The organism is Stenotrophomonas sp. C9D9 (assembly GCF_056491205.1).
This window is the reverse complement of the sequence record NZ_JBSZIF010000002.1, coordinates 290,098-311,899: the sequence shown is the minus strand read 5'-3', so window position 1 is coordinate 311,899 and position 21,802 is coordinate 290,098. Positions and strand designations below refer to the sequence as shown.

The 21,802-nt window shown below is 66.6% G+C and carries 17 protein-coding genes and 1 pseudogene; 4 read left to right on the top strand and 14 right to left on the bottom strand.

Annotation, left to right across the window (positions count from 1 at the left end; genetic code table 11):
• Positions 1-4: 4 nt before the first annotated feature.
• A complete protein-coding gene (locus ACXI0D_RS01585) occupies positions 5-709 on the top strand; it encodes a PA1136 family autoinducer-binding transcriptional regulator (protein ID WP_479642159.1) in 705 nt (234 codons plus the stop codon).
• Between the two features lie 20 nt (positions 710-729).
• Here ACXI0D_RS01585 and ACXI0D_RS01580 read toward each other — a convergent pair whose 3' ends face one another.
• Positions 730-1,956, bottom strand: coding sequence for a cytochrome P450 (locus ACXI0D_RS01580; RefSeq protein WP_101765284.1), 1,227 nt, complete (start codon positions 1,954-1,956; stop codon positions 730-732).
• A gap of 400 nt (positions 1,957-2,356) precedes the next feature.
• On the opposite strand from ACXI0D_RS01580, the gene ACXI0D_RS01575 reads away from it, so the two are divergent.
• Complete coding sequence (locus tag ACXI0D_RS01575; RefSeq protein ID WP_049445442.1) at positions 2,357-3,214, top strand: endonuclease/exonuclease/phosphatase family protein; 858 nt, start codon at positions 2,357-2,359, stop codon at positions 3,212-3,214.
• Between the two features lie 19 nt (positions 3,215-3,233).
• On the opposite strand, the gene ACXI0D_RS01570 is transcribed toward ACXI0D_RS01575, so the two are convergent.
• The 7 genes and pseudogenes from ACXI0D_RS01570 to ACXI0D_RS01540 all read right to left on the bottom strand — a co-directional run bounded on the left by ACXI0D_RS01570 (position 3,234) and on the right by ACXI0D_RS01540 (position 11,508).
• Positions 3,234-3,497, bottom strand: coding sequence for a hypothetical protein (locus ACXI0D_RS01570; RefSeq protein WP_479642158.1), 264 nt, complete (start codon positions 3,495-3,497; stop codon positions 3,234-3,236).
• A gap of 202 nt (positions 3,498-3,699) precedes the next feature.
• Positions 3,700-5,121: an efflux transporter outer membrane subunit gene (locus ACXI0D_RS01565; protein ID WP_014646790.1), complete on the bottom strand. Its 1,422-nt coding sequence runs from the start codon at positions 5,119-5,121 to the stop codon at positions 3,700-3,702.
• On the bottom strand, positions 5,115-5,852 hold the full coding sequence (locus tag ACXI0D_RS01560) for an SDR family oxidoreductase (RefSeq protein ID WP_049445446.1): 738 nt from the start codon (positions 5,850-5,852) through the stop codon (positions 5,115-5,117). The genes ACXI0D_RS01565 and ACXI0D_RS01560 overlap by 7 nt, the downstream gene beginning before the upstream one ends.
• 64 nt (positions 5,853-5,916) lie before the next feature.
• Positions 5,917-9,086, bottom strand: a pseudogene (locus ACXI0D_RS01555) (efflux RND transporter permease subunit).
• Between the two features lie 112 nt (positions 9,087-9,198).
• Positions 9,199-10,422 carry an efflux RND transporter periplasmic adaptor subunit gene (locus tag ACXI0D_RS01550; protein ID WP_014036827.1) on the bottom strand — a complete coding sequence of 408 codons (1,224 nt, stop codon included), beginning with the start codon at positions 10,420-10,422 and terminating at the stop codon, positions 9,199-9,201.
• 91 nt (positions 10,423-10,513) lie between these two features.
• The gene (locus ACXI0D_RS01545) at positions 10,514-11,284 is read right to left on the bottom strand and encodes an SDR family NAD(P)-dependent oxidoreductase (RefSeq protein WP_049445448.1); all 771 of its coding nucleotides are present in this window, start codon (positions 11,282-11,284) and stop codon (positions 10,514-10,516) included.
• Positions 11,281-11,508 carry a hypothetical protein gene (locus ACXI0D_RS01540; RefSeq protein ID WP_014036825.1) on the bottom strand — a complete coding sequence of 76 codons (228 nt, stop codon included), beginning with the start codon at positions 11,506-11,508 and terminating at the stop codon, positions 11,281-11,283. The genes ACXI0D_RS01545 and ACXI0D_RS01540 overlap by 4 nt, the downstream gene beginning before the upstream one ends.
• Positions 11,509-11,655: 147 nt before the next feature.
• Between ACXI0D_RS01540 and ACXI0D_RS01535 the strand changes: the two genes are divergently transcribed.
• Positions 11,656-12,687 carry a LysR family transcriptional regulator gene (locus tag ACXI0D_RS01535; protein ID WP_005409107.1) on the top strand — a complete coding sequence of 344 codons (1,032 nt, stop codon included), beginning with the start codon at positions 11,656-11,658 and terminating at the stop codon, positions 12,685-12,687.
• Positions 12,688-13,014: 327 nt separating this feature from the next.
• Here ACXI0D_RS01535 and ACXI0D_RS01530 read toward each other — a convergent pair whose 3' ends face one another.
• Both ACXI0D_RS01530 and ACXI0D_RS01525 read right to left on the bottom strand, forming a co-directional pair.
• Positions 13,015-13,710, bottom strand: coding sequence for a YiaD family glycine zipper/OmpA-like lipoprotein (locus tag ACXI0D_RS01530; RefSeq protein WP_010484399.1), 696 nt, complete (start codon positions 13,708-13,710; stop codon positions 13,015-13,017).
• Between the two features lie 140 nt (positions 13,711-13,850).
• Positions 13,851-15,266 (bottom strand): cryptochrome/photolyase family protein, encoded by a 1,416-nt coding sequence (locus ACXI0D_RS01525; RefSeq protein ID WP_119007684.1) that lies wholly within the window; start codon positions 15,264-15,266, stop codon positions 13,851-13,853.
• 109 nt (positions 15,267-15,375) lie between these two features.
• On the opposite strand from ACXI0D_RS01525, the gene ACXI0D_RS01520 reads away from it, so the two are divergent.
• Entirely contained in the window at positions 15,376-15,960 is a 585-nt protein-coding gene (locus ACXI0D_RS01520; protein ID WP_101765282.1) for an SMI1/KNR4 family protein, read from the top strand.
• Positions 15,961-15,979: 19 nt separating this feature from the next.
• On the opposite strand, the gene ACXI0D_RS01515 is transcribed toward ACXI0D_RS01520, so the two are convergent.
• The 4 genes from ACXI0D_RS01515 to ACXI0D_RS01500 are packed head-to-tail and all read right to left on the bottom strand — an operon-like array spanning position 15,980 to position 21,597.
• Positions 15,980-16,594: an inorganic diphosphatase gene (locus tag ACXI0D_RS01515; RefSeq protein ID WP_119007683.1), complete on the bottom strand. Its 615-nt coding sequence runs from the start codon at positions 16,592-16,594 to the stop codon at positions 15,980-15,982.
• A gap of 10 nt (positions 16,595-16,604) precedes the next feature.
• Positions 16,605-17,972 carry a purple acid phosphatase family protein gene (locus tag ACXI0D_RS01510; protein WP_119007682.1) on the bottom strand — a complete coding sequence of 456 codons (1,368 nt, stop codon included), beginning with the start codon at positions 17,970-17,972 and terminating at the stop codon, positions 16,605-16,607.
• Positions 17,969-19,084 (bottom strand): NHL repeat-containing protein, encoded by a 1,116-nt coding sequence (locus ACXI0D_RS01505; RefSeq protein ID WP_049445457.1) that lies wholly within the window; start codon positions 19,082-19,084, stop codon positions 17,969-17,971. Before ACXI0D_RS01505 ends, ACXI0D_RS01510 begins: the two co-directional genes overlap by 4 nt.
• Positions 19,084-21,597: a TonB-dependent receptor gene (locus ACXI0D_RS01500; protein WP_479642208.1), complete on the bottom strand. Its 2,514-nt coding sequence runs from the start codon at positions 21,595-21,597 to the stop codon at positions 19,084-19,086. Before ACXI0D_RS01500 ends, ACXI0D_RS01505 begins: the two co-directional genes overlap by 1 nt.
• Between the last annotated feature and the right edge of the window lie 205 nt (positions 21,598-21,802).

The following is a 21,802-nucleotide window of genomic DNA, read 5'->3' as shown; positions in this document are numbered from 1 at the left end:
GCCAATGCCTGCGCTGGTGCCCGCGCTGCTGGAACTGGAACAGGCGCGGTCGCTGGCCGCGGTGGGCGGCGTGCTGCGCGCCGCCGCCTCGCCACTGGGCTACGACCGGCTGCTGGTGTTCGCCACCGGAACCGGGCTGGAGCGCGACGCGCAGCGCGTGTACTGGATCGAGGGTGACTGGTTCGGCGACGGCAGCGATACCGATCTCACCCGCTACCTGCACGCCTGCCCGGTCAACCGCCATGTGCTGGACAGCAATGCGCCGTTCTTCTGGAGCAAGCGCCAGGGCGTGCGCGGCGAACGCTACCAGGTGGTGAAGCAGCCGCGCGGCGATGGCCTGCATGGGTTGCAGGTACCGGTGTTCGGCCCGACCGGCCTGGAAGGTGCGGTCAGCTTCGCCGGCACCTCGATTGATGCGTCCGCCAGCGCGCGCCTGCAGCTGGAAATGGTCGGTGCGTCAGCCTTCCGTGCGGCGCGGCGGCTTGCCGAAGCGCCGGCGGATGTTCCCGTAGGCGCTTTGAGCGCACGCGAACGCGAAGTGCTGCGCTGGGTTGCCACTGGCCGGCGCCAGGCCGAAATCGCGGCCACGCTGGGGCTGTCTGCACGCACGGTGGAGAACCATCTGCGGCGAGCGCGGCAACGGCTCGGCGTGGCTACCACCGCGCAGGCGGTGCGCGCGGCAGCCCGCCGTGGCGAGATTGAAGACTGATCCAGGCACTGCCGTTGCCGTCACGCGCAGCGCGGCGTCAGCGTACCGATGAAGTCGACCGGAATGGCAAAGCCTTCCAGCTGCATCCACGGTGTTGGCTCATCCTGTACCGTCAACTCGAAATCGCGGGTCACCAGCGCGCAGAACAGCAGCAGCTGCGCGTGGCCGACCGCACTGCCGATGCAGGCCCGCGAGGAAAAACCGAAAGGTACGTAGGCGCCCTTGTTGGCCTGGCGTCGCTCCGGCAACCAGCGATCAGGATCGAAGCTGTCCGGGTTCTGCCAATACTCCGGGGAGTGATGCTGGAAGTAGGACGACAGCTCGTACGCCCCGCCCTTGCGGATGCACACGCCCTCGATATCGATATCGTGCGAGGCCGGACGGTGCAGGGCGAACAGCCCCGGCCACAGCCGCAGGGTTTCCTTGACGAAACGCGACGTGCACGGCAGCGACTTGATCGGCAGTGCGTACAGCTGCTCCAGGCTCAGCGCCGAGGTTTCCTCGCGGATGCGCGCCTGCCAGTGCGGAAAACGGTGCATTGCGTACAGCAGGCTGGCCGCAGTGATGCCCGGCAGGCCCGACATGCCGGCCAGCACCATCGATACCAGATAGGCCACGCGATCCACCCCCACCCGCTGCACCAGCGGCAGCAGGGATTGCAGGAAGTCCTCGCGCGGCACGGTCCCGCGTGCACGACGCCGGATGTGCCGCGACACCGTGCGGGCCGCGCGGCGGGAAAGATGGAAGTCGATGATCCGTCGCCAGAACGAGAAGTTCTGCAGCACGATGGCGTTGTATCGGGTCTTCTGCTCACCGATGAGCGCATCGACATCGGAACGACTGAGGCCATCGATCAGCAGCGGCAACAGCGACTGCGAAATCGTCCACCAGCTCAGTTCGCTGAGGTCGTGCGGCCTGTCCGCGCGCTGGGCAAGGAAGCCGTGCATGCGCGTGTAGAGGTCGCGCATGTGGCCGGGACTGGCCAGCCGCCCGGCCTGCTCGCTCAGCAGTGCCCGCACCTCGCGCCACGCAACCGGATCCCTGCCTCTGCGCAGCCCGAGAAAATCAATCAGTGAATCCGGTACGGTGTGCTGGTCGGTGTTGGCCTTGTCGATCCTGACCGCCAGGGCCGGATCAAAGATGCCGACAACATCATTGTTGAAGCGCAGTACCGGCCCTTCGCGACGCACGCGTTCGAGCAGATCGTCGATGGAAACCACTTCCGCATCCGCTGCACGCTCATCCATGCCCTGCCTCCAATGCCAGGGAAGATCATCGACCTTCCCTGGCGATGTCATCGAATACGTGGAGTCCTTCCGGTCAGAAGATATTCCAGTAGCGATACTTGGAACGGATGCACTGCGTGGAATTGTCCGAACGCAGGTTCAGCGACACCTGCAGGGCGCGAATCAATCGTGACATGGCACAGCTCCTTGTGGTTCCGTTGATGGTTGCTGCGGCGCCGGGTTCAGTGGCCGGCAGCGCCGTTCTAGCACGCAGGCCCGCGCGGGCGGGTCAATGCGCCGTCAAGGCCCTGCTGAATACGCCGCGGCGACCGGCGGATACCGCCAGCGCACGCACAGCCATGAACAGGCAATCCGTGCGATGCTCCGTGAAACCGTTTTCATGGAATGGAGGGATTCCACGATGTTGTCGCGTTTCCGTCGCCCCGTACTGTGTGCCCTGCTGGCGCTTGCCCTGCCTGCGACCAGCGCCTGGGCCGCAGCGCCCGCGCCGTTGAAGGTGATGTCGTTCAATGTGCGCACCCCGGCCGATACCGAGCCCGGCAAGCGCTGGCCCGATCGTCGCGATGCGATGGTGAAGGTCATCCTCGATGCGCACCCGGCGGTGATCGGCACCCAGGAGCTGGTGCAGGAGCAGGCTGAGTACCTGGCCGGACACCTCCCCGGCTACCGCTGGTTCGGCGAGGGCCGCCGCGGCGGCAGCGGCGACGAGCACATGGGTGTGTTCTACGACAGCACGGTGCTGGCGATCGAGGAATCAGGCAACTTCTGGCTGTCCGACACGCCTGATGTGCCCGGCAGCATCACCTGGGGCAACCTGTACCCGCGCATGGTCACCTGGGCGCTGTTCCGCCGCATCGACGACGGCCGCCGCTTCTATTTCATGGATACCCACCTGCCCTACCGTGACGAGGACGAACCACGCCGGGTGAAGGGTGCCGAGCTGATCGGCAAGCGCCTGGCCAGCCTGCCGGCCGACCTGCCGGTGGTGCTGACCGGTGACTTCAACAGCGAGCCCGGCGGTGACACCTACAAGGCATTCACCCGTGTGCTGCAGGACACCCGTGCCCAGGTGAAGGCACCGCAGGGCCCGCGACTGACCTTCCACGATTTCACCGGCAAGGCCACCGTGCAGCTGGACTGGGTGCTGGTGCGCGGCTTCCGTGCGCGCAGCTTCCTGACCGATGACCGCCGCATCGACGGCGTGCTGCCATCGGACCACTTCCCGCTGGTCGTCGAACTGGACTGGCCGAAGCACTGAACCCCCACGGCAGCCACCGCTATAGCGGCGGCTGCCGCGACAGCAGGCGATGCAGCGCCTGGTGCTGATCGCGCGCCTGGCAGATGCGGGCGCCGATTGCCAGGAACACGGCGACCCCGATCAGGCCCAGCCCCAGCATCGAATCCTGCAGGCGCAGGAAACCGACCGCGGCGGCCATCGTCGCCAGCACCAGCAGCACCACGACCGCCACCGACAGCCCCGCACCCGGTGGACCCGGATCGCCGAACAACATCCGTTGGGTATCCCGCCTTCCGTCCGCCATCGCCTGTCCTCCCGTGTGTCTGACCCACTAGTTACACGGCGGGCCGGCATTCCGGCAGAGTCAGAAACGTCACGACGATGGCAATGTGCACGGCATGCACCGCCCTTCCTGCGCCTGCCGCCCACGCAGGGAGCAGGACACACCGCTGCCGCGGGGCGTGAAAGCAGAAGGGGACGGAAGCCACTGCCTCCGTCCCCTGCGGTTACTGCACCTGCGCCACGCTCGGTTGCTGCGGTGATTGCCCCCAGCCGCCCAGCGCCTTGTACACGCCGACCACGCTGACATTGACTTCGGACTCGGCCGCCGCCAACGCGTCATCAGCCGCCAACTGCGTGCGCTGCGCATCCAGCAGGGTCAGGAAGTCTTCCGAACCCTCGCGATAGCGGATCTGTGCCAGCGATTCGGCACGCCGTGCCGCCTGCGCCTGCTCGACCACGATCGCCAGCCGCGCCTGCTGCTTGGAGTAGCGGGTCAGCGCGTTCTCGGTGTCTTCCAGGGCCAGCAGTACCGCCTGCTCGTACTGCGCGGCCACGCCTTCGGCTTCAGCCTTGCTGGCACGCAGGCGCGCACGCACGGTGCCGAAGTCGAATGCGGCCCAGCTCAGCGACGGGGTCAGCGACCAGGCCTTGTTGTTGCCATTGACCAGGCCGCTGGCATCGCCCCCCAGGAAACCGACGAAGCCGGACAGCGACAGCCGCGGGAACAGGTCCGCGGTGGCCACGCCCACGCGTGCGGTCGCGGCCGCCAGGCGACGCTCGGCCACGCGCACGTCGGCGCGCTGACGCAGCAGTTCGCGGGTATCGCCCAGCGGCAATGCCTTGGCGAAGGCCGGCACGTCATGCGGCGCGAGCATGTCGGTCAGCACTTCCGGGCGCTGGCCGAGCAGCACCGCCAGTCGGTTGCGCGACTGCGCCTCGGCCACTTCCAGCAGCGGGATGTCGGCCTCGATCGCCTTCAGGCGGGCGCGGCTGCTCTGCACATCCAGCTCGCTGCCGGCGCCCAGTTCCCAGCGCGCCTCGGTCAGCTTCTGCGTATCGCGCAGGTTTTCCAGGGTGTGCTGGGCTACGGCAATACGCTTCTGCGTGCCGCGCAGCTCGAAGTAGTTGCGTGCCACTTCGGCGGCGACCAGTACCTGTGCGTCGGCCAGGTTGGCCTGCTCGGCACCGAGGTCGGCACGCGCGGCTTCGGCAGCACGGCGCTTGCGGCCGAACAGATCCAGCTCCCAGCCGGCGTCGAAGCCGAGCTGGTAGCTTTCACTGAACACCCGCTGCCCACCCAGCTGCGGATCGGGTTGCTTGCGGCGGTCGTAGCTGCCGCCTGCGGTGATGTGCGGGGCCTGGTCGAAGCGGCTTTCGACGAACACCGCGCGGGCCTGGCTGACGCGGGCCACGGCCACGCGCAGGTCCAGGTTGTCCGACAGTGCGCCATGCACCAGCTGTTCCAGCACCGGATCATCGAACTGCGCCCACCAGCTGGCCACCGGCGAGACGGTGCTGAAGACCGGCTGCTGTGCGCTCTGCAGGACCACCGGTTCCTGCACCGGGGCCTTGTAGTTCGGGCCGACGCTGACACAGCCTGCCAGCACCAGGCTGGAGACGGCCATCGCCAACGTGCGGATCACCATGGCAGCACCTCGCCCAGGTAGGTGAAGCTGCCGTTCGGGCCTTCATGGCCGATCAGTGCCATCTGCACGCTGGAACGCGCGCCCTCGGCGATTTCGATTTCGCCCTGGCCACCGTTCATGTCGGTCTTCACGTAGCCCGGATGCACGGTGTTGACCTTGATCTGCGAACTGCGCAGTTCGTGTGCCAGGGCCAGCGTCCAACTGTTCACCGCTGCCTTGGAGGCGTTGTAGGCCGGGATCTTGAAATCGTAGATGCCCGATGCCGGATCGGCGTGCAGGGTCTGCGAACCGAGGATGCTGGAGACGTTGACGATGCGTCCGGCCTTGGCCTGCTGCAGCAGCGGCAGGAACGCCTGGGTCACCGCGACCAGTGCATAGACGTTGGTGTCGAAGGTGCGGCGCCAGGTATCCAGCGACTGCTCCGACGGCAGCTGCGCCGGGTTTTCCAGCAGCACGCCGGCATTGTTGACCAGGATGTCGAGACGGCCGTGGCGTTCGCGCACCTGCTGCACGGCGTCGGCGATGCTGGCGCCGTCGGTGACGTCCAGCTGCAGCGCTTCCACCGGCAGGCCCTCGGCCTGCAGCTTCAGCGCCTGCTCCACGGCGGTCTCGCGCTTGCGGCCGGCCAGCAGCGTGTGCACGCCGGCCTGGGCCAGCTGGCGCACGGTCTCCGCGCCGATGCCACGGGTGGCGCCGGTGACCAGCGCGATCTTGTTCTGATGGGTATTCATGGATGCATGCCTTGTGAGGGGAAAGCCGCCGCCGGCCAGTGACCGGCGGCGACGGGGTTCCATGTCAGTGGTGGATGGTCGGCTCGCCGTGCTGCACCAGCTGGCCACCACCGTTGCGGGTGACGAACTTGCGCAGGGCCACGTAGAACACCGGGGTGAGGAACAGGCCGAACAGGGTCACGCCCAGCATGCCGGCGAACACGGTGATACCGGTCACCGAGCGCACCTCGGCGCCTGCACCGTGCGACAGCACCAGCGGCACGGTGCCGGCGATGAACGCGATGGAGGTCATCACGATCGGACGCAGACGCAGGCGGCAGGCTTCCAGCGCGGCTTCAACGATGCCCTTGCCGCCCATCTCCAGCTCTCTGGCGAATTCGACGATCAGGATCGCGTTCTTGCACGCCAGGCCCATCAGCACCACCAGGCCGACCTGCACGAACACGTTGTTGTCGCCACCGGTCAGCCACACGCCGAACAGTGCGGACAGCAGGGTCATCGGCACGATCAGGATCACCGCCAGCGGCAGCGACCAGCTCTCGTACAGCGCAGCCAGCACCAGGAAGGCCAGCATGATCGCCACCGGGAACACGATGAAGGCCGCCTTGCCCTGGGTCGCCTGCTGGTAGCTCAGGTCGGTCCATTCGGTGGTCATGCCCACCGGCAGCACCTTGCCGGCGATCTCGGTCAGCTTGTTCATCGCCTCGGCCGACGACAGCACGCGCGGGTCGGCTTCACCGGCCAGGTCCGCTGCCGGATAGCCATTGAAGCGCAGCACCGGGTCCGGGCCAAGGTCTGCTTGATGGTGACCATCGAACCAATCGGCACCATCTCGCCGCGGTCGTTGCGGGTACGCAGCTTGCCGATGTCCTCGACCGTCTCGCGGAACGGACCATCGGCCTGGGCGATCACCTGCCAGGTACGGCCGAACTGGTTGAAGTCGTTGACGTAGGCCGAACCGAGGTAGGTCTGCAGGGTGTCGAACAGTTCGGTGAGCTGCACGCCCTGTGCCTTGGCCTTGACGCGGTCGACCTCGGCATCCAGCTGCGGCACGTTGGCCTGGTAGCTGGAAATCGGGAAGGCCATGCCCGGCGTCTGCGCAACGGTGCCCTGCATTGCCTGCACGGCATTCTGCAGCGCGCCGTAGCCCAGGTTGCCGCGGTCCTCGATGAACATCTGGTAGCCGTTGCCGTTGCCCAGGCCGAGGATCGGCGGCGGCATCATCGCGAACGCGAAGCCCTCCTGCAGACCGGCGATCTTCTGGTTGATCTCGGCATTGATCTGCGCGGCGGTGCGGCCATGGCGCTCGGCGAACGGCTTGAGCGGAATGAACGCCACACCGGTGTTCGGCGTATTGGTGAACTGCAGCGCGTTCAAACCCGGGAACGAGATGGTGTGGGCCACGCCATCGGTTTCCTGGGCGATCTTGGCGACCTTGCGCAGCATTTCATCGGTACGCGCGATCGACGAACCTTCCGGCAGCTTCACACCGGCGATCAGGTACAGCTTGTCCTGGGTCGGGATGAAGCCCGGCGGCACCAGCTTGAAGATCACGCCGGTACCGACCAGCAGGATCGCGTAGACCACGAACACCGCACCGCGACGGCCAAGGATGCGGGCCACGCCACGCTCGTACTTCTCCGAGCTGGACTTGAAGAAGCGGTTGAACGGACGGAACACCCAGCCGAACAGGCGGTCGATCAGACGGCTCGGGCCATCCTTCGGCGCACCGTGGGCCTTCAGCAGGCGCGCGGCCAGGGCCGGCGACAGGGTCAGCGAGTTGATCGCCGAGATCACCGTGGAGATGGCGATGGTGACCGCGAACTGCTTGTAGAACTGGCCGGTGACACCGGACAGGAAGGCCATGGGCACGAACACGGCACACAGCACCAGCGCGATCGCCACGATCGGGCCGGACACCTCACGCATGGCCTGGTGTGCCGCCGCGGTGGGCGACAGGCCTTCCTCGATGTTGCGCTCGACGTTCTCCACCACCACGATCGCGTCGTCGACCACGATGCCGATCGCCAGCACCAGGCCGAACAGGCTCAGCGTGTTGATCGAGAAGCCCAGCAGGTACAGCGCGGCGAAGGTACCCACCACCGACACCGGCACCGCGATCAACGGAATGATCGAGGCACGCCAGGTCTGCAGGAACAGGATCACCACCAGCACCACCAGGGCGATGGCTTCCAGCAGCGTGGAGACCACGGCCTTGATCGAGTCGCGCACGAAGATGGTGGTGTCATACACCGCTTCGTACTTCACGTCGGCCGGCATGGTCTTCTGCATCTCGTCCATAGTCGAGATGACCTGGTCACGGATCTCCAGTGCATTGGCACCCGGCGACTGGAAGATACCGATACCGACCGCATTCTTGCCGTCCAGCTGCGAGCGCAGGGTGTAGTCGCCGGCACCCAGTTCCAGGCGGGCCACGTCGGCCAGGCGCACGATCTCGCCATCGGTGCCGCTCTTGAGCACGATGTCGCCGAATTCCTTTTCGGTCTTCAGACGGCCCTGGGCATTGATCAGGGTCAGGAACTGGCTGTTCGGCAACGGTTCGGCGCCGAGCTGGCCGGCCGAAACCTGCACGTTCTGCTCACGCATCGCGCGCACCACGTCGCTGGCGGTCAGGCCGCGCGAAGCCACCTTGTCCGGGTCCAGCCAGGCACGCATGGCGTAGTCGCCGCCACCGAAGATCTGCGCGTCACCCACGCCCGGAATACGCGCCAGCGCATCCTTGACGTGCAGGCGGGCGTAGTTGCGCAGGTACAGCGTGTCGTACTTGCCTTGCGGCGAGGTCAGGTGCACCACCATCAGGAAGGTCGGTGACTGCTTCTGCGTGGTCACGCCCTGCCGGCGCACGTCCTCGGGCAGGCGCGCCTGCGCCTGCGCCACGCGGTTCTGCACCTTCACCGCCGCCGCGTCCGGGTCGGTGCCCGGGCGGAAGGTGACGGTCATCTGCAGCACGCCGTCCGAGCCGGCCACCGACTTCAGGTACATCATGCCTTCGACGCCGTTGATGGCCTCTTCAAGCGGGGTGGCGACGGTCTCGGCGATGACCTTGGGGTTGGCGCCCGGATACACCGTGCGCACGACCACCGACGGCGGCACCACTTCGGGGTACTCGCTGATCGGCAGGATCGGAATCGTGATCAGGCCTGCGGCGAAGATCACGATCGACAGCACCGCCGCGAAGATCGGCCTGTCGATGAAGAAACGGGAAAAGTCCATGGAGGAATTCCTGGGAAAGGCATTCGGCGGGCAACAGCCACCCTGCCCCTCGTCGGGACGACGAAGGCAGGGAAGGCTGCCGCTGGCGCCGGCAGCTAAGCGGGGACGCGGATCAGTGGTTCAGTGCGGCGGTGGCATCGCGGCCCGGTGCCGGCGCAGCCTGCGGCTGCATCGCCACGGCCTTGGCCTGCACCGGCATGCCCGGCATGAAGACCTTCTGCACGCCGTCGATGATCACCTTGTCACCGGCGGCCAGGCCGTGCTCGACGATGCGCAGGCCTTCAGCGGTGCGGCCAAGCTGGATGTCGCGGCGCTGCGCCTTGCCATCCTTGTCGACCACGTACACGTACTTGCGGTCCTGGTCGGTCAGCACGGCCTTGTCGTCGATCAGCAGGGCCTGGAACTGGCCGCTGCCGAGCAGCTGCACGCGGGCGAACAGGCCCGGGGTGAACTGGCGGTCGGCGTTGTCCAGCAGCGCGCGGACGCGGATGGTGCCGGTGCTGCGCGCCACCTGGTTGTCGAGGAAGTCGACCTTGCCCGCATGCGGGTAGCCCTCTTCGCCCGACAGGCCGACCTTCACCGGCAGTTCGCTGTCACGCTCGCTCGGGCGCTCGCCCTTGCGTGCCATCTGTGCGTAGCGCAGGAAGGTGCTTTCGTCGGCATCGAAGTAGACGAACACGGTATCCAGCGAGACCAGCGTGGTCAGTACGCTGGCACTGTCGCCGGCCGTGACCAGGTTGCCGGCGGTGACCATCGCGCGGCCGGCGCGGCCGTCGATCGGTGCGCGCACCTTGGTGAACTCCAGGTTGAGGCGGGCCGCATCCAGCGCAGCCTGCGCCGCCTGCACGGCGGCACCGGACTGGTCGGCGGCAGCGCGACGCTGCTCGGCGGTCTCGGTGGAGATCGCCTGCTGCTCGGACAGCCGCTTGGCACGCTCGGACTCGCTGCGGGCCAGCGTGGCCTGGGTGCGGGCGCGGGCCAACTCGGCGGCGGCACGATCGTATTCGGCCTGGTAGCTGCGCGCGTCGATGGTGAAGAGCACTTCGCCCTTCTTCACTTCCTGGCCTTCGACGTAGTTGACCTTGTCGATGTAGCCGGACACGCGCGGGCGCAGTTCAACGCTCTGTACCGCTTCGACGCGGCCGCTGAACTCGTCCCACTGGCTGACCTGCTTGACCAGCACCGGCGCGGCGCTGACCTGCGGCGGCGGCGGTGCACCGGCTTCTTCGGCATGGCCGCCGCTGCAGGCTGCAAGCACGGCCGCGGCGAGGATCGACACGCCGACCATCGCGATGCGATGGCCGAAACGATGTGGGGTGGTGTTGGGGGAAGTCATGGCATGCATCCGTACGGAGGGGTGGTACAGCTATATGAGAAGGTGTTGCGAAAATCGGCGGCGCATACTGCGACCTCAACCATGGTCGAGGTCAAGCAACGCCTGCGGTGTCGCGCCAAAGCGGAGGAACTTCCAGGTGCAGCAGGCCGCGCGGCAGTTCGGCATCGCTGCTGTCACAGCGGACGATGGCGCGGTTGTCGCGACACCCATCGAGCAGCGAGACCACGCGGCGACCGACCAGCAGCGAGCTGGGCCACTCGATGCAGGCGTTGGCCGCGTTGGCCGGGGTACACACCGGGCTGCAGACTTCCAGCATCTGCGCGCGCACGCCGATCGCCTGCGCTTCCTGGTGCACCACCTGCGCGTACATGCGCATCGCCGCGGCGGTGATCGAGCTTTCGCCGTAACCGGCCCACGGCTTGACTGCGGCCGGGCTGCCGATCATCACGTAGCGGCGCGCGTGCATGTTGTCCTGCAGCAGCGGCAGCAGATGGCGCACGGCGTGCACGTGCGGCATCAGGTCGGCGTGCAGCGCGCCGAGCAGTTCGTCGCCGTTGCGGTCAACCACGCGGCCGCGACGGTAGGGGCCGCCCATCGCGGCGATCACTGCAGCCAACGGACGCGGCCGCTGCGCGATGCGTTCGGCCAACGCCCGTGCCGAGCCGTCATCGCTGAGCGAACCCAGCACGGTTTCCAGGCCCGGCTCATCGGCGAACTGCTCATGCAGCGCCGCCAGCCGGCCCGGATCGCGACCGACCACCAGTACCGGGCTGCCGGCCTCCAGCAGGGCGCCGACCACGCCCTGGCCCACGGCACCGGTGCCGCCGAGGACCAGAACTTCGGGCGTCAGTATCCCATTCACGGGACATTTCCTCCCAAATCCGGGATAGTCCCAATTCGACGCAGTCGGTCGCCCTTGTGTGGGACCAGGCGGATGACGCCGCCACGCTGCTGACGCATGGGCGCGGTAAACTCACGAAAATCCTTGTGTACCAAGGAACTCGGACGAGCTTCGACGGTCATCGCCAGGTCCAGGGCGTTCTGGCCGGCATGCCGGAAGCGGGCAAGAATGTTGCGCAGGCTCATGGCGAGGGGGCTCCATTTCACGAATGGCGCCACGATAGACCTCAAACCTTTACTTGATTAGTCCTGATTAAGGGGAATAATCATCCCGCTCCCGGTCCAATCGTTCTGTCACGATTGTCCCATCCCCGACGTCCAGGATCCCCGACCATGTCCCACGATCTCAACGAGACGCTGATCTTCGTCAAAGTGGTCGAGCAAGGCAGTTTCATTGCCGCTGCCAAATCGCTCGGCCTGCCCAAGACCACGGTCAGCCGCAAAGTGCAGGAGCTGGAAACGCGCCTGGGCGCGCGACTGCTGCACCGGACCACCCGCCGCCTCGGCCTGACCGAAGCCGGCTCGATCTACCACGAACATTGCCAGCGCATCGCGCGCGAGCTGGAAGAAGCCGAGAGCGCGGTGAGCCAGTTGCAGTCCGGCCCGCGCGGCTGGCTGCGCTTCACCGTGCCCTACTCGATCGGCATCACCTGGATCGCCCCGCTGCTGGGCCAGTTCCATGCGCAGTATCCAGAGATCCGCCTGGACATGCACATGGGCAACGAGAAGCTGGACCTGATCGCCGGTGAGGCGGATCTGGCGCTGCGTGTCGGTGCCCTGCCCGATTCCAACCTGGTCGCGCGCAAGCTCGGCAGCCTGCGCACGCAAGTGTTCGCCAGCCCGGCCTACATCGAGCGCTATGGCGAGCCGCTGCATCCGGAAGAGCTGCAGTTCCATCGCATCCTGGCGATGCGCAAGCCGTACCACACCGGTAATTCACCACGCTTCACCTGGCAGCTGGGCGAGAACGGCGGCGAGCTGCGCGACTTCCCGGTCACCCCGCTGATGACGGCCAACGACATGTCCGCGTTGAATGGTGCACTGGTATGTGGCGAAGGCCTGCTGCTGACCGGTGATGTGATGGCCAAGCCGTTCGTCGAGTCGGGCATGGTACGGCGCGTGCTGGCCGGCTGGACCGGCCCGGAAGTGGACTTCAACGCCGTGTTCGCCGGTGGCCGCCTGGTCTCGCCGAAGGTGCGTGCGTTCGTCGATTTCCTGGTGGAAAAGCTCAACTTCGACGCCAACTACATGCTGGCGCAGTGCCCGGGCGCGAAGCTGGCGCAGCAGCAGAAGGAAAAGGAAGACGCCGCGCTGGAGAGCAGCGGCAAGCGCATCCTGGAGAAGGTCGCTGCTTCGGCGGCGTAACCGGGTTTTGTAGAGTCGAGCTTGCTCGACTTTGGTTTTTTGAACGGTGCCGACCTTGGTCGGCGCCATTCGGAAAAGCCGCCACCGGGAGCGCTGTCGGCGTGCCGAGCAACGCTCGGCACCCACAACAATGCCGCCTGCAGGAGCGGCATTTTCGTTCCGGCTGCCTGGCTTCCGGTAGATGCCGACCTTGGTCGGCGCCATTCGGAAAAGCCGCCACCGGGAGCGCTGTCGGCGTGCCGAGCAAGCTCGGCACCTACAGAAAATGCCGCCTGCAAGGGCGGCATTTTCGTTCCGGCTACGCCGGAACAGCAGTAACGCTATGCGTTACTGCTTGAGCGGAATCACGCGGATCTCGACGCGGCGGTTCTTGGCACGGCCGGCATCGGTGCTGTTGTCGGCAATCGGATACGACTTGCCGGCGCCCAGCGTTTCGATACGCACGCTCTGCACGCCCTGGCCGATCAGGTACTGCGCCACCGAGTCGGCGCGTTCCTTCGACAGGCGGTTGTTGACCGCGTCGCTGCCGATGCTGTCGGTGTGGCCGACCACTTCGATCATGGTCTGGTTGTAGTCACGCAGGGTGCCTGCCACGCCGTTGAGCGAGCCGTAGAACTGCGGCTTCAGGGTCGACTTGCCGAAATCGAAGGTGATGCCATCCGGCAGGTTCAGCATGATGTTGTCGCCCTGGCGCTGCACATCGATGCCGGTGTTGGCGGTGCGCTCGCGCAGTGCGCGTTCCTGGCGATCCTGGTACTGGCCGACGGCAGCGCCGCTGAGCGCGCCGATACCGGCACCGATCAGCGCGTGCTGACGACGCTCGGTAGCGCTGTCGCCGGTCAGCAGGCCGGCGGCCACACCAATCGCGGTGCCGATCAGCGCATTGCGGCCGGTGCGGTTCTGCTGCTCGGTCGGGTTGCCGTACTGGTCACTCTGCACGTAGGAGCCGCCGGTGGCGCAGGCCGACAGGACGGCCGCACTCATCAGGGCCAGTGCGACGTTGCGGGTGGTGTTGCGGATCATGTGGTTCTCCTTGGTTTCCGGTCGGGCCGGCGGCTTGCGGGCGCAGAGAGAATAAACAGCCCAATGCGATGTCGGGATGATGATGCGGCGCGGCGACAGGGCCGCGTTCAGCTAACTGACTGGATCGCTCATCCCGCGCTTTACCCTGCCCCCGTCTCCCGGTAGGCGGCCAGCGCGGCATCCCGACCGGCGGCCAGGTCCACCAACGGGGTGCGCGGATAGCCGGGGGCATGCGCGGCCAGCAGCAGTGGATGCTGCCACGGCGCGAAGCGCGCCTTCACCGGCAGCGCGGCCAGTTCGGGCACCCAACGACTGATGTAACGGGCCTGCGGATCGAACTTTTCGGCCTGGGTCACCGGGTTGAACACGCGGAAATACGGCGCGGCATCGGCGCCGGTCCCGGCCACCCATTGCCAGCCCATCGTGTTGTTGGCCAGGTCGGCATCGACCAGGGTGTCCCAGAACCAGCGCGCGCCATGCAGCCAGTGCGCGCGCAGGTGCTTGCACAGGTAGCTGGCCACGATCATCCGCACCCGGTTGTGCATGTAGCCGGTGTGCCACAGCTCGCGCAGGCCGGCATCGACGATCGGCACGCCGGTGTTGCCGCGTTGCCAGTCGTGCAGCTGAGCGTCACTGGGCGTTGCCCATGGGAAGCGATCGAAGCGCGGGTTGAGGTTGTCGGTCGGCGTCTTCGGGAAGTGATGCAGCAGGTGATAGGCGAAGTCGCGCCAGCCCAGTTGCCGCAGGTAACCGTCGATGTCGGCGTCAGTGCCTGCACTGCGCAGCCCCTCCAGCGCATGGGCGATGCGCCACGGCGCGATCTCGCCGAAATGCAGGTGCGGCGACAGCCGCGAGGTCCCCACGCGATCCGGCAGGTCGCGCTGTTCACGGTAGCCGCGCAATGCACCGTCCTCGAACACGGACAGTGCCTCCAGCGCACCGGCCTCGCCCGGCTGCCAGTGCTCCCAGAAGCCGGTATCCCAGTCCAGCGTCGGTGCCAGCTGGAGATCATCCAGTGCGAGGCTGTCGACCGTGTGTGGCGTCAGTGCCTGCGGCGCGGCCTGCAGCGCCGGCAGGCGCCAATGACTGAGTACGTTGCGCCAGTACGGCGTGAACACCTTGTACGGCTGGCCCTGCTGGGTCGCGATGTCCCAGGGCTCGAACAGCAGGCTGCCATTGCAGCTCTGCGCGTCGATGCCCTGCTCGCGCAGCGTACGCTTGATGGTCGCGTCGCGTGGCTGGGTGGCCGGTTCGTACTTGCGGTTCCAGTACACCGCCTCGGCGCCGGTCTGCTCGATCAGCAACTGCAGGATCGGCAGGCTGTCACCGCTGCGCAGCACCAACGACGAACCACGCGCGCGCAGGTCCGCATCCAATCCGCCCAGTGAACGGTGGCGCCACGCATCGGAGGCCGCACCGGGCACCCACTCGCCTTCCTCGTGCGGCGCATGGATGTAGACCGGCACCACGTCGTGGCCCGCATCCAGCGCGGCCTGCAGGGCCGGATTGTCCTGCAGCCGCAGATCACGGCGGAACCATACCAACGCTACCGACACGTGCACCGCCTTCGTTGTGGAAGGCGCACATCATAGCCAGCGGCGGTGAAGGAGATGCGCGCAGACGCCGTCTGCTAGACTGCACGGCCGCTACCCGTTGGGCTCTGACATGGATGATCTGCACGCCTCATTCGCCCGCTTCGGGCTGCTGCATGCCCAGCACGAGCGTGACTGGCAGGGCCCGTTCCCGCTGCCCCCGGCACTGGCGTGCTTCTACGCGCAGGTCGGGCCGCTGGGCGAAGAGATCAATGCCAGAGTTGGCCGCGCCGGCATCACCGTTCCCGGCCTTGATGTCTGGATACCGCCACTGCAACGCCTGTGGAGCCAGCAGGCCGGCTATCGATGGCACGGCATCAGCGGCGAACGGATCAACGACTGGCCATCGAACTGGCTGGTGATTGCCGATCGCGGCGCTGATCCGTTCATCCTCGACCTGGACGACGGCCGTGTGCTGTTCAGCCACCACGGTGCCGGCCTGCTGGATGCCGGCGAGATCACTACCGATGTGCCGACCTTGATGGCGGCTCTGGCTGCTGCAGGCACGGTGTACCTCGATGCCGGCGATGACCTCTACAACGACGATGACGATGGCGGCATCCGTCCTGAATACCAGGAGGCAGCCGTACAGGCGGTGGCCCGGGTACTGGGCGACCGCATGCAGGCCGAGTCGTTCATCGAGACGTTGCTGGACTGAATCCACGCATGCCGTGGATCTACTTTTCGAAGCGCTTCATCGCTTCGATGATCAGCGTGCGCGCCTCGGCAGCATTGCCCCAGCCGTTGAGCTGCACCGGGTTGCGACCGGGCGGCAGGTCCTTGTAGACCCGGAAGAACGCCTCGATGCGCTGGCGCTCGACCTCCGGCAGATCCGCCAGGTCGCGGATGCTGGCGTAAGTCGGGTCGACCTTGTCGGTCGGCACACCGATGATCTTCTCGTCGTGCTCGCCGCCATCGATCATCTTCAGGTAACCGATCGGCCGGAAGCGCACGATCACGCCTGGGTGCAGGGGTTCGCGGGTCAGCACCAGCGCATCCAGCGGATCGTTGTCACCGGCCAGGGTGCGCGGCATCGAGCCGTAGTTGGCCGGATAGGCCACCGGCATCGACTGGAAGCGATCCACGTGTACCAGGCCGTCTTCCTTGATCTCGTACTTGGTGAAGCTGCCGGCCGGAATCTCCACCGCCAGATTCACCTCCTGCGGGGCCTGCTTCGGCTGGGCGACCAGGAACGGATGCAGCACGGTATCGGCGGCCGTCACCGCACTGGCCAGTAACAGCAGCGCGGCGCCGATGGCAGCGACAGGAAGGATTCGTCGGAGCGTGGTCATTGGCATCTCGTCATTCCCAGCAGCGGTCGGCGCGACCCGTGGCGGTCTGCGCACGCGGGCAGTCGCGCGGTGCGATGCGGCCTTCGGTCAGCTCCGTGCGCTGCTTTCCACCCTTGGCATCACGACGCAGTTCGAAGGCATCGTAAAGACGGCCGGTCACGGTGCGTGCTTCATAGCGCAGGTGCTGCGGGTCGATGTTCAGCACCTGGAACAGCTGGGTGTCCTCGGCCACCGGGTCCATCGTCCTGCGCGCTTCGTCGGAAAGGCGGTACTGCTTCGGTCCGGCCACGGTCACCACATACTGCGGCGTCGCGGCCTGCCCTTCGCCACGGCGGCCATAGGTGTGATCGTGGCCCTGCAGCACCAGATCGACGTTGTGGCGGCGTACCACCGGCAGCAGCACGTCACGCAACGCGGCGTTCTCGCGCCCTTCGCGCGGCGAGTAGAACGGCTGGTGCAGCAGCACGATGGTCCATGGCTGCGGGTTGCCGGTCAGGACCTTATCCAGCCACTGTGCCTGCGCCTTGGCCGTGCCGAGGTCGAGTGCCGAGGTACCATCGACCACGGCCACGCGCACGCCCTGTGCATCGAACCAGTAGCTGGTCTGCTGCGCGGCGGTGGCGCCATTGCCCGGCAGCGCGAAGGTCACCGGCCAGTGCCGGCCCAGCACGCGACGCTCCTGCGGGGTGTCCTCGAATTCCTCGAAGTACTCATGGTTGCCGATCGCGGGGGCCACCAGCGTTTCCTGCGCCAGCCAGCCGGTGGCGGCAAACCACTCGCCCCATTCGCTGTCGTCCATGTTGTCGCCGCCACTGACCAGGTCACCGGCGAACAGGCTCATGCGCGCCTGCGGCGCAGCCTTCTGCGCGGCACGCACCACGCGGCTGACATGGCTGACGTTCTTGTTCTGGGTATCGCCGAAGTACAGCAGGGTCAGCGGCTGGTCGGCGCCGGCCAGCGTGCGCAGCTGGTTCCAGGCGCTCCAGCTGCCATTGCCCTGCACGCGATAGACGTACTGGGTGTCCGGCTGCAGGCCATCGATGTCGGCACGGTGATGGTGCGACAGCCCGTTCTCGGTCTGCAGCGCACGCGTCGTCGCACGCACCTGGCGGATGCCCTCGATGGCCGGCGAATCTGCGGCCAGCGCGATCTCCAGCAGTGGCGCCTGCACGCTGCCATCGGTACGCCAGGCCACGGCGAAACCGTGGCTGGGATCAGCCGAGGGCGAGGCGACGATGCGGTCCGGCACCGACGTCGCTGCGTAGTGGCGGCTACCCGCCGGCACCTGGGTATTCGGTTCGGCCGCCGCGAACGACAGCGACGGCAGCGCCAGCAGCAGGCCCAGCGCCAGCGCGCGCATCACGCACTGCCGGCTCATGCGCCACACTCCAGCGGCAGCGCGAGCTGCTTGGCGATGCTCTCCCAGTCGAACGCCACCACGCCCTGGTCGTCATGCACCGCATACAGCGCACCGTGCGGGAAGCGCGCGCTGGGCTGCTGCATCATCCAGATGCCATCGGTGTTGGCCACGGTGTTGCCCTGGAACGCGCCGACCGGCTTCAGCGTGTGCCGGTCGAACAGGTGGAACACGCTGCGTTGCTTGCCCTGCTCGGTGGTGATCCACCAGCCGTCCTCGCCACAGGTGCGCAGGGTCACGCCTTCGGCCTGCGCCTTGAACACGTCGCGGCCGAAGGTGGTACCGGTGAAGCGTCCGGCCAGCGTGTAGACCTTGAACTCGCTGGCGTAGCTCTCGTCCTCTTCGGCAATCAGCAGCCGGTCGTTCTCGGGGTCGCCCCAGATCGACTCGACCACGCGCAGCGCACCGGCTTCGGTGGTATCGCCGATGCTGGCCACCAGCTTCGCCTCGACCTTGGCGCCATCGCGGGTCACGTGGTACTGGCGCACGCGCTTGTCCAGCTCGGCCAGCGGCGGCAGGATGTCACGCCCCTGCGCATCCTCGCCGTTGTCCCAGGAGTCGGTGACGTAGACGCTGTAGCCATCGGCACGGCGGTCGACCCACAGCCCGTACGGCTTGCGCAGGTCGTCCGCAGCGAACGTCGCCAGCGGCGTGAAGTCCGGCAGGCTCAGCACCTGCACGCGGTGATTGTCGCGCTCCACGATCCACAGCAGGTCGTCGGTCACCGCGATGCCGTTTGGGCGGTCGAACTGCCCCGGTGCGGTGCCGCTGCTGCCGACGTCACGCAGGTGCTGGCCGGTGCTGCCGTCGTAGACCACCAGCTTGTCGGTGGCCTTGGCGGTGGCGATCAGCCACAGCGTGCCGTCCGGCGCGCGCCAGGCCGCCGGCGAGTCGATGTTGTCGGCCGGGGTCATCGGGGAAAGGAAGGCCTCGGCGATGGTGGTCACCACGCGCCCGCCGCTGGCGGCCGGCGCGACCGCTCCCGCAACCGGATCGGTGCCGGTGGCCGGCGTGCAGCCGGCGACCAGCGTGGCCGCCAGCGCGGCGGCCAGGACAGTGACGCCACGCCCCATCACAGCGCCACCTTCAGGCCCAGCGCATAGGTGCGGCCGTACTCTTCCATCTGCAGGGTGCGCGAACGCGTGCCCTGGTACAGCTCAAGCGGCTTGTCCAGCAGGTTCTGCGCTTCGAAGTACACGCTCACGCGCGGGGTGAACTTGTAATCCAGCGAGAAATCGAGCTGGGTGTTGGGTGCCACATAGATGTCGAATGCGCGCCCCTTGCCGATGCTGTCCAGGTACTCGCTGCGGTACACCGCCGCCAGGCGCGTGCTTACACCATATTTTTCATAGCCGATGTGCGCGCTGTAGACATGCTTGGAGGCACGCGGCAGGGTGAAGTCCTCGCCCTCCCGATCCTTGATGCCGGCATCGAATTTGGTATCCAGCCAGGTGCCACTGGCACCGACCAGCAGGCCATCCAGGCCGTCCGGCAGGAAGGCCAGCTGCTGCTGCCAGTTGAATTCCGCACCACGCACGGTGGCCTTGCGGCCATTGATCGGCTGGGTCACGTCGAAACCACCGTAGGCCGGATCATTGGTACGCACGGTTTCCACGATGTAGCCATCGATCGACTTGTGGAACAGGCCCAGCGAAACGATGCCGCTGCTGCCGATGTACTTCTCCACCGACAGGTCGATGTTCTTCGACTCGTACGGATCGAGTTCCGGATTGCCCAGGCGCACTTCCTCGTCACCCCGGCTGTAACCCACGCGCGGCGAGACGTCGCCGAAGGACGGGCGCGATACGGTCTTGTTGGCCGAGGCGCGCAGCACCCAGTCATCGGCCGCGTCATAGCGCAGGTGCAGGCCCGGCAGCACGTTGGTGTAGCTGCTGTTGGCCACGCGCGGGGTGACGGTGAAGCTGCGGCCGTTGGCGGCCACGTCCACCTGGTTGCCGACCGCCTTGAAGCGGGTGTTCTCCACGCGCACGCCGCCGATGATGCGCAGCGCGCCTACGTCCCAGGTACCCATGGCATAGCTGGCGAAGATGTCCTCGCTGGCCACGTAATCCTCTTCCAGCGACGTCATTGCATTGCCGCCGACGTCCTGCGGGCGGGAACTGTATTGGCTGCCGCTGGCCGCCCAGAACGCGCGCATCGCGGCCGAGTCCATGCCATCGCCCATGTTGCCGTGGCGATGCTCCGGCGAGGAAGTGGTCCAGCTCGACAGCGCCACCTTCGGGCCGACACGCAGTTCGCGCTCATCCACATTCACGTCGCGGTCGCGCCAGCGGCCAAGCAGGCCGAACTTGATGCTGCTGCTGTCGCCGTCGAAGCGCACGTTGACCTGTGCGCTGTGTTCCTTGTCGTTCACCTGCTTGGGCGAGAGCACGAAGCGGTCGAACGCGTAGTTGCTGTTGTCCAGCCACTGCGGGTTGTCGAAGCTGTAGCTCGGCAGGCGGCTGCTCTGGTCCAGGGTGCCGTTGAAGACCTTGCCGTTGAGCTTGAAGCGCGCCTCCATCTCGTCGTTCACGCGCTCTTCGGTACGGGTGTAGCCGATCCGGTAATCGACCACGGCGTTGGTCAGCTTGTTCTCGCCACCGAGGCTGGCCGCAAACGTGTTTTCCTTCTTGGTGCGGTAGCGCATGCGCTTGTCGATAGAATCCTTCGGCATGCCGTCCAGGCGGTACTGGTCGGTGCCGGTCTTGACCATCTTCGCGTCGTCGAAGTTGAAAATCACGCGCTGGCGGGTCTCCGCATCATCGAACTGGCTGTACAGCGTGCGCAGGTAGTACTTGCTGTCTTCGTTGGGACGCCAGTCGAGGTTGAGGTTGGCACCGATGCGCTTGCGCTCGATCTCGTACTTGCGGTGCTGCAGGTTGATCGCAGTCACGTCACCGGGGGCGGCATCGTCCTCGCCGTCGTACTCCACTTCGGTGTTGTCCGACTCGAACTTCCGCTTCTGGTAGTTCACGCCCAGCGCCACGCCGAAGGTATCGTTGAACACCTCGCTGTAGTTGAAGGCGGCCTTGGGGCTGGTCTCGCCGGACAGCTGCTGGTGGCTGCCCTCGATCTTGCCGCGCAGGCTGCGACCGTCGCGGTCGAAGGCCGACGCCGATTCCACCAGCACGGCGCCACCGATGGCATCACCCGGCATGTCCGGGGTCGGCGACTTGACCACGCGCAGGCGCTCGGTGGAATCGGAGGGGATCACGTCCAGCGGCGCGGCACGGCTGGAATCTTCCGGCGTGCCGATGGCGATGCCGTCCACGCTGACGCTGTTGAGATTGGCATCCAGGCCACGAATGACCACGAAGCGGCCTTCGCCCTGGTCGCGGGTCACACTGACGCCCGGCAGGCGCTGCAGTGATTCGGCCACGTTCTTGTCCGGGTACTGGCCCAGGGCATCGGAGGACACCGCATCCTCGATGGCATCGCTGCTGCGCTTGAGGTCGACTGCACGGATCTGCGATTCGAGCTGGGCGCGCACTTCAATGCGATCCAGGTCGACCGCGTCGGCCGCCACGGCGCCGGTGGCGGCTACCGCCTGCTGCCCGGCGGCCTGCAGCGGGGCTGCGGCCCCCATCGCCAGGGTCAGGGTGATGGCAACGGCCAACGGAGTCTTGATATGCACTGGGAATCCCCATTCCTGTTAAGAATGGGTCTGCACGGTATGTCCGCAAGGTTGCATGACCGTGACATGCATCTGCACATTTCATGTACGGCGGCTCGGGGCCCGGTTTGGGGTTCGACACGCCAATCCGGCAAAATGGCGTCCTCTCTCCTTTTCC

Coding starts and splice junctions, on each gene's coding strand:
- ACXI0D_RS01575 (WP_049445442.1), top strand. CDS start 2,357: ATGTTGTCGCGTTTCCGTCGCCCCGTACTGTGTGCCCTGCTGGCGCTT.
- ACXI0D_RS01510 (WP_119007682.1), bottom strand. CDS start 17,972: ATGAGCCGGCAGTGCGTGATGCGCGCGCTGGCGCTGGGCCTGCTGCTG.
- ACXI0D_RS01540 (WP_014036825.1), bottom strand. CDS start 11,508: ATGAGCCTGCGCAACATTCTTGCCCGCTTCCGGCATGCCGGCCAGAAC.
- ACXI0D_RS01535 (WP_005409107.1), top strand. CDS start 11,656: ATGTCCCACGATCTCAACGAGACGCTGATCTTCGTCAAAGTGGTCGAG.
- ACXI0D_RS01570 (WP_479642158.1), bottom strand. CDS start 3,497: ATGGCGGACGGAAGGCGGGATACCCAACGGATGTTGTTCGGCGATCCG.
- ACXI0D_RS01585 (WP_479642159.1), top strand. CDS start 5: ATGCCTGCGCTGGTGCCCGCGCTGCTGGAACTGGAACAGGCGCGGTCG.
- ACXI0D_RS01580 (WP_101765284.1), bottom strand. CDS start 1,956: ATGGATGAGCGTGCAGCGGATGCGGAAGTGGTTTCCATCGACGATCTG.
- ACXI0D_RS01500 (WP_479642208.1), bottom strand. CDS start 21,597: ATGGGGGCCGCAGCCCCGCTGCAGGCCGCCGGGCAGCAGGCGGTAGCC.
- ACXI0D_RS01550 (WP_014036827.1), bottom strand. CDS start 10,422: ATGACTTCCCCCAACACCACCCCACATCGTTTCGGCCATCGCATCGCG.
- ACXI0D_RS01505 (WP_049445457.1), bottom strand. CDS start 19,084: ATGGGGCGTGGCGTCACTGTCCTGGCCGCCGCGCTGGCGGCCACGCTG.
- ACXI0D_RS01565 (WP_014646790.1), bottom strand. CDS start 5,121: ATGGTGATCCGCACGTTGGCGATGGCCGTCTCCAGCCTGGTGCTGGCA.
- ACXI0D_RS01515 (WP_119007683.1), bottom strand. CDS start 16,594: ATGACCACGCTCCGACGAATCCTTCCTGTCGCTGCCATCGGCGCCGCG.
- ACXI0D_RS01560 (WP_049445446.1), bottom strand. CDS start 5,852: ATGAATACCCATCAGAACAAGATCGCGCTGGTCACCGGCGCCACCCGT.
- ACXI0D_RS01530 (WP_010484399.1), bottom strand. CDS start 13,710: ATGATCCGCAACACCACCCGCAACGTCGCACTGGCCCTGATGAGTGCG.
- ACXI0D_RS01520 (WP_101765282.1), top strand. CDS start 15,376: ATGGATGATCTGCACGCCTCATTCGCCCGCTTCGGGCTGCTGCATGCC.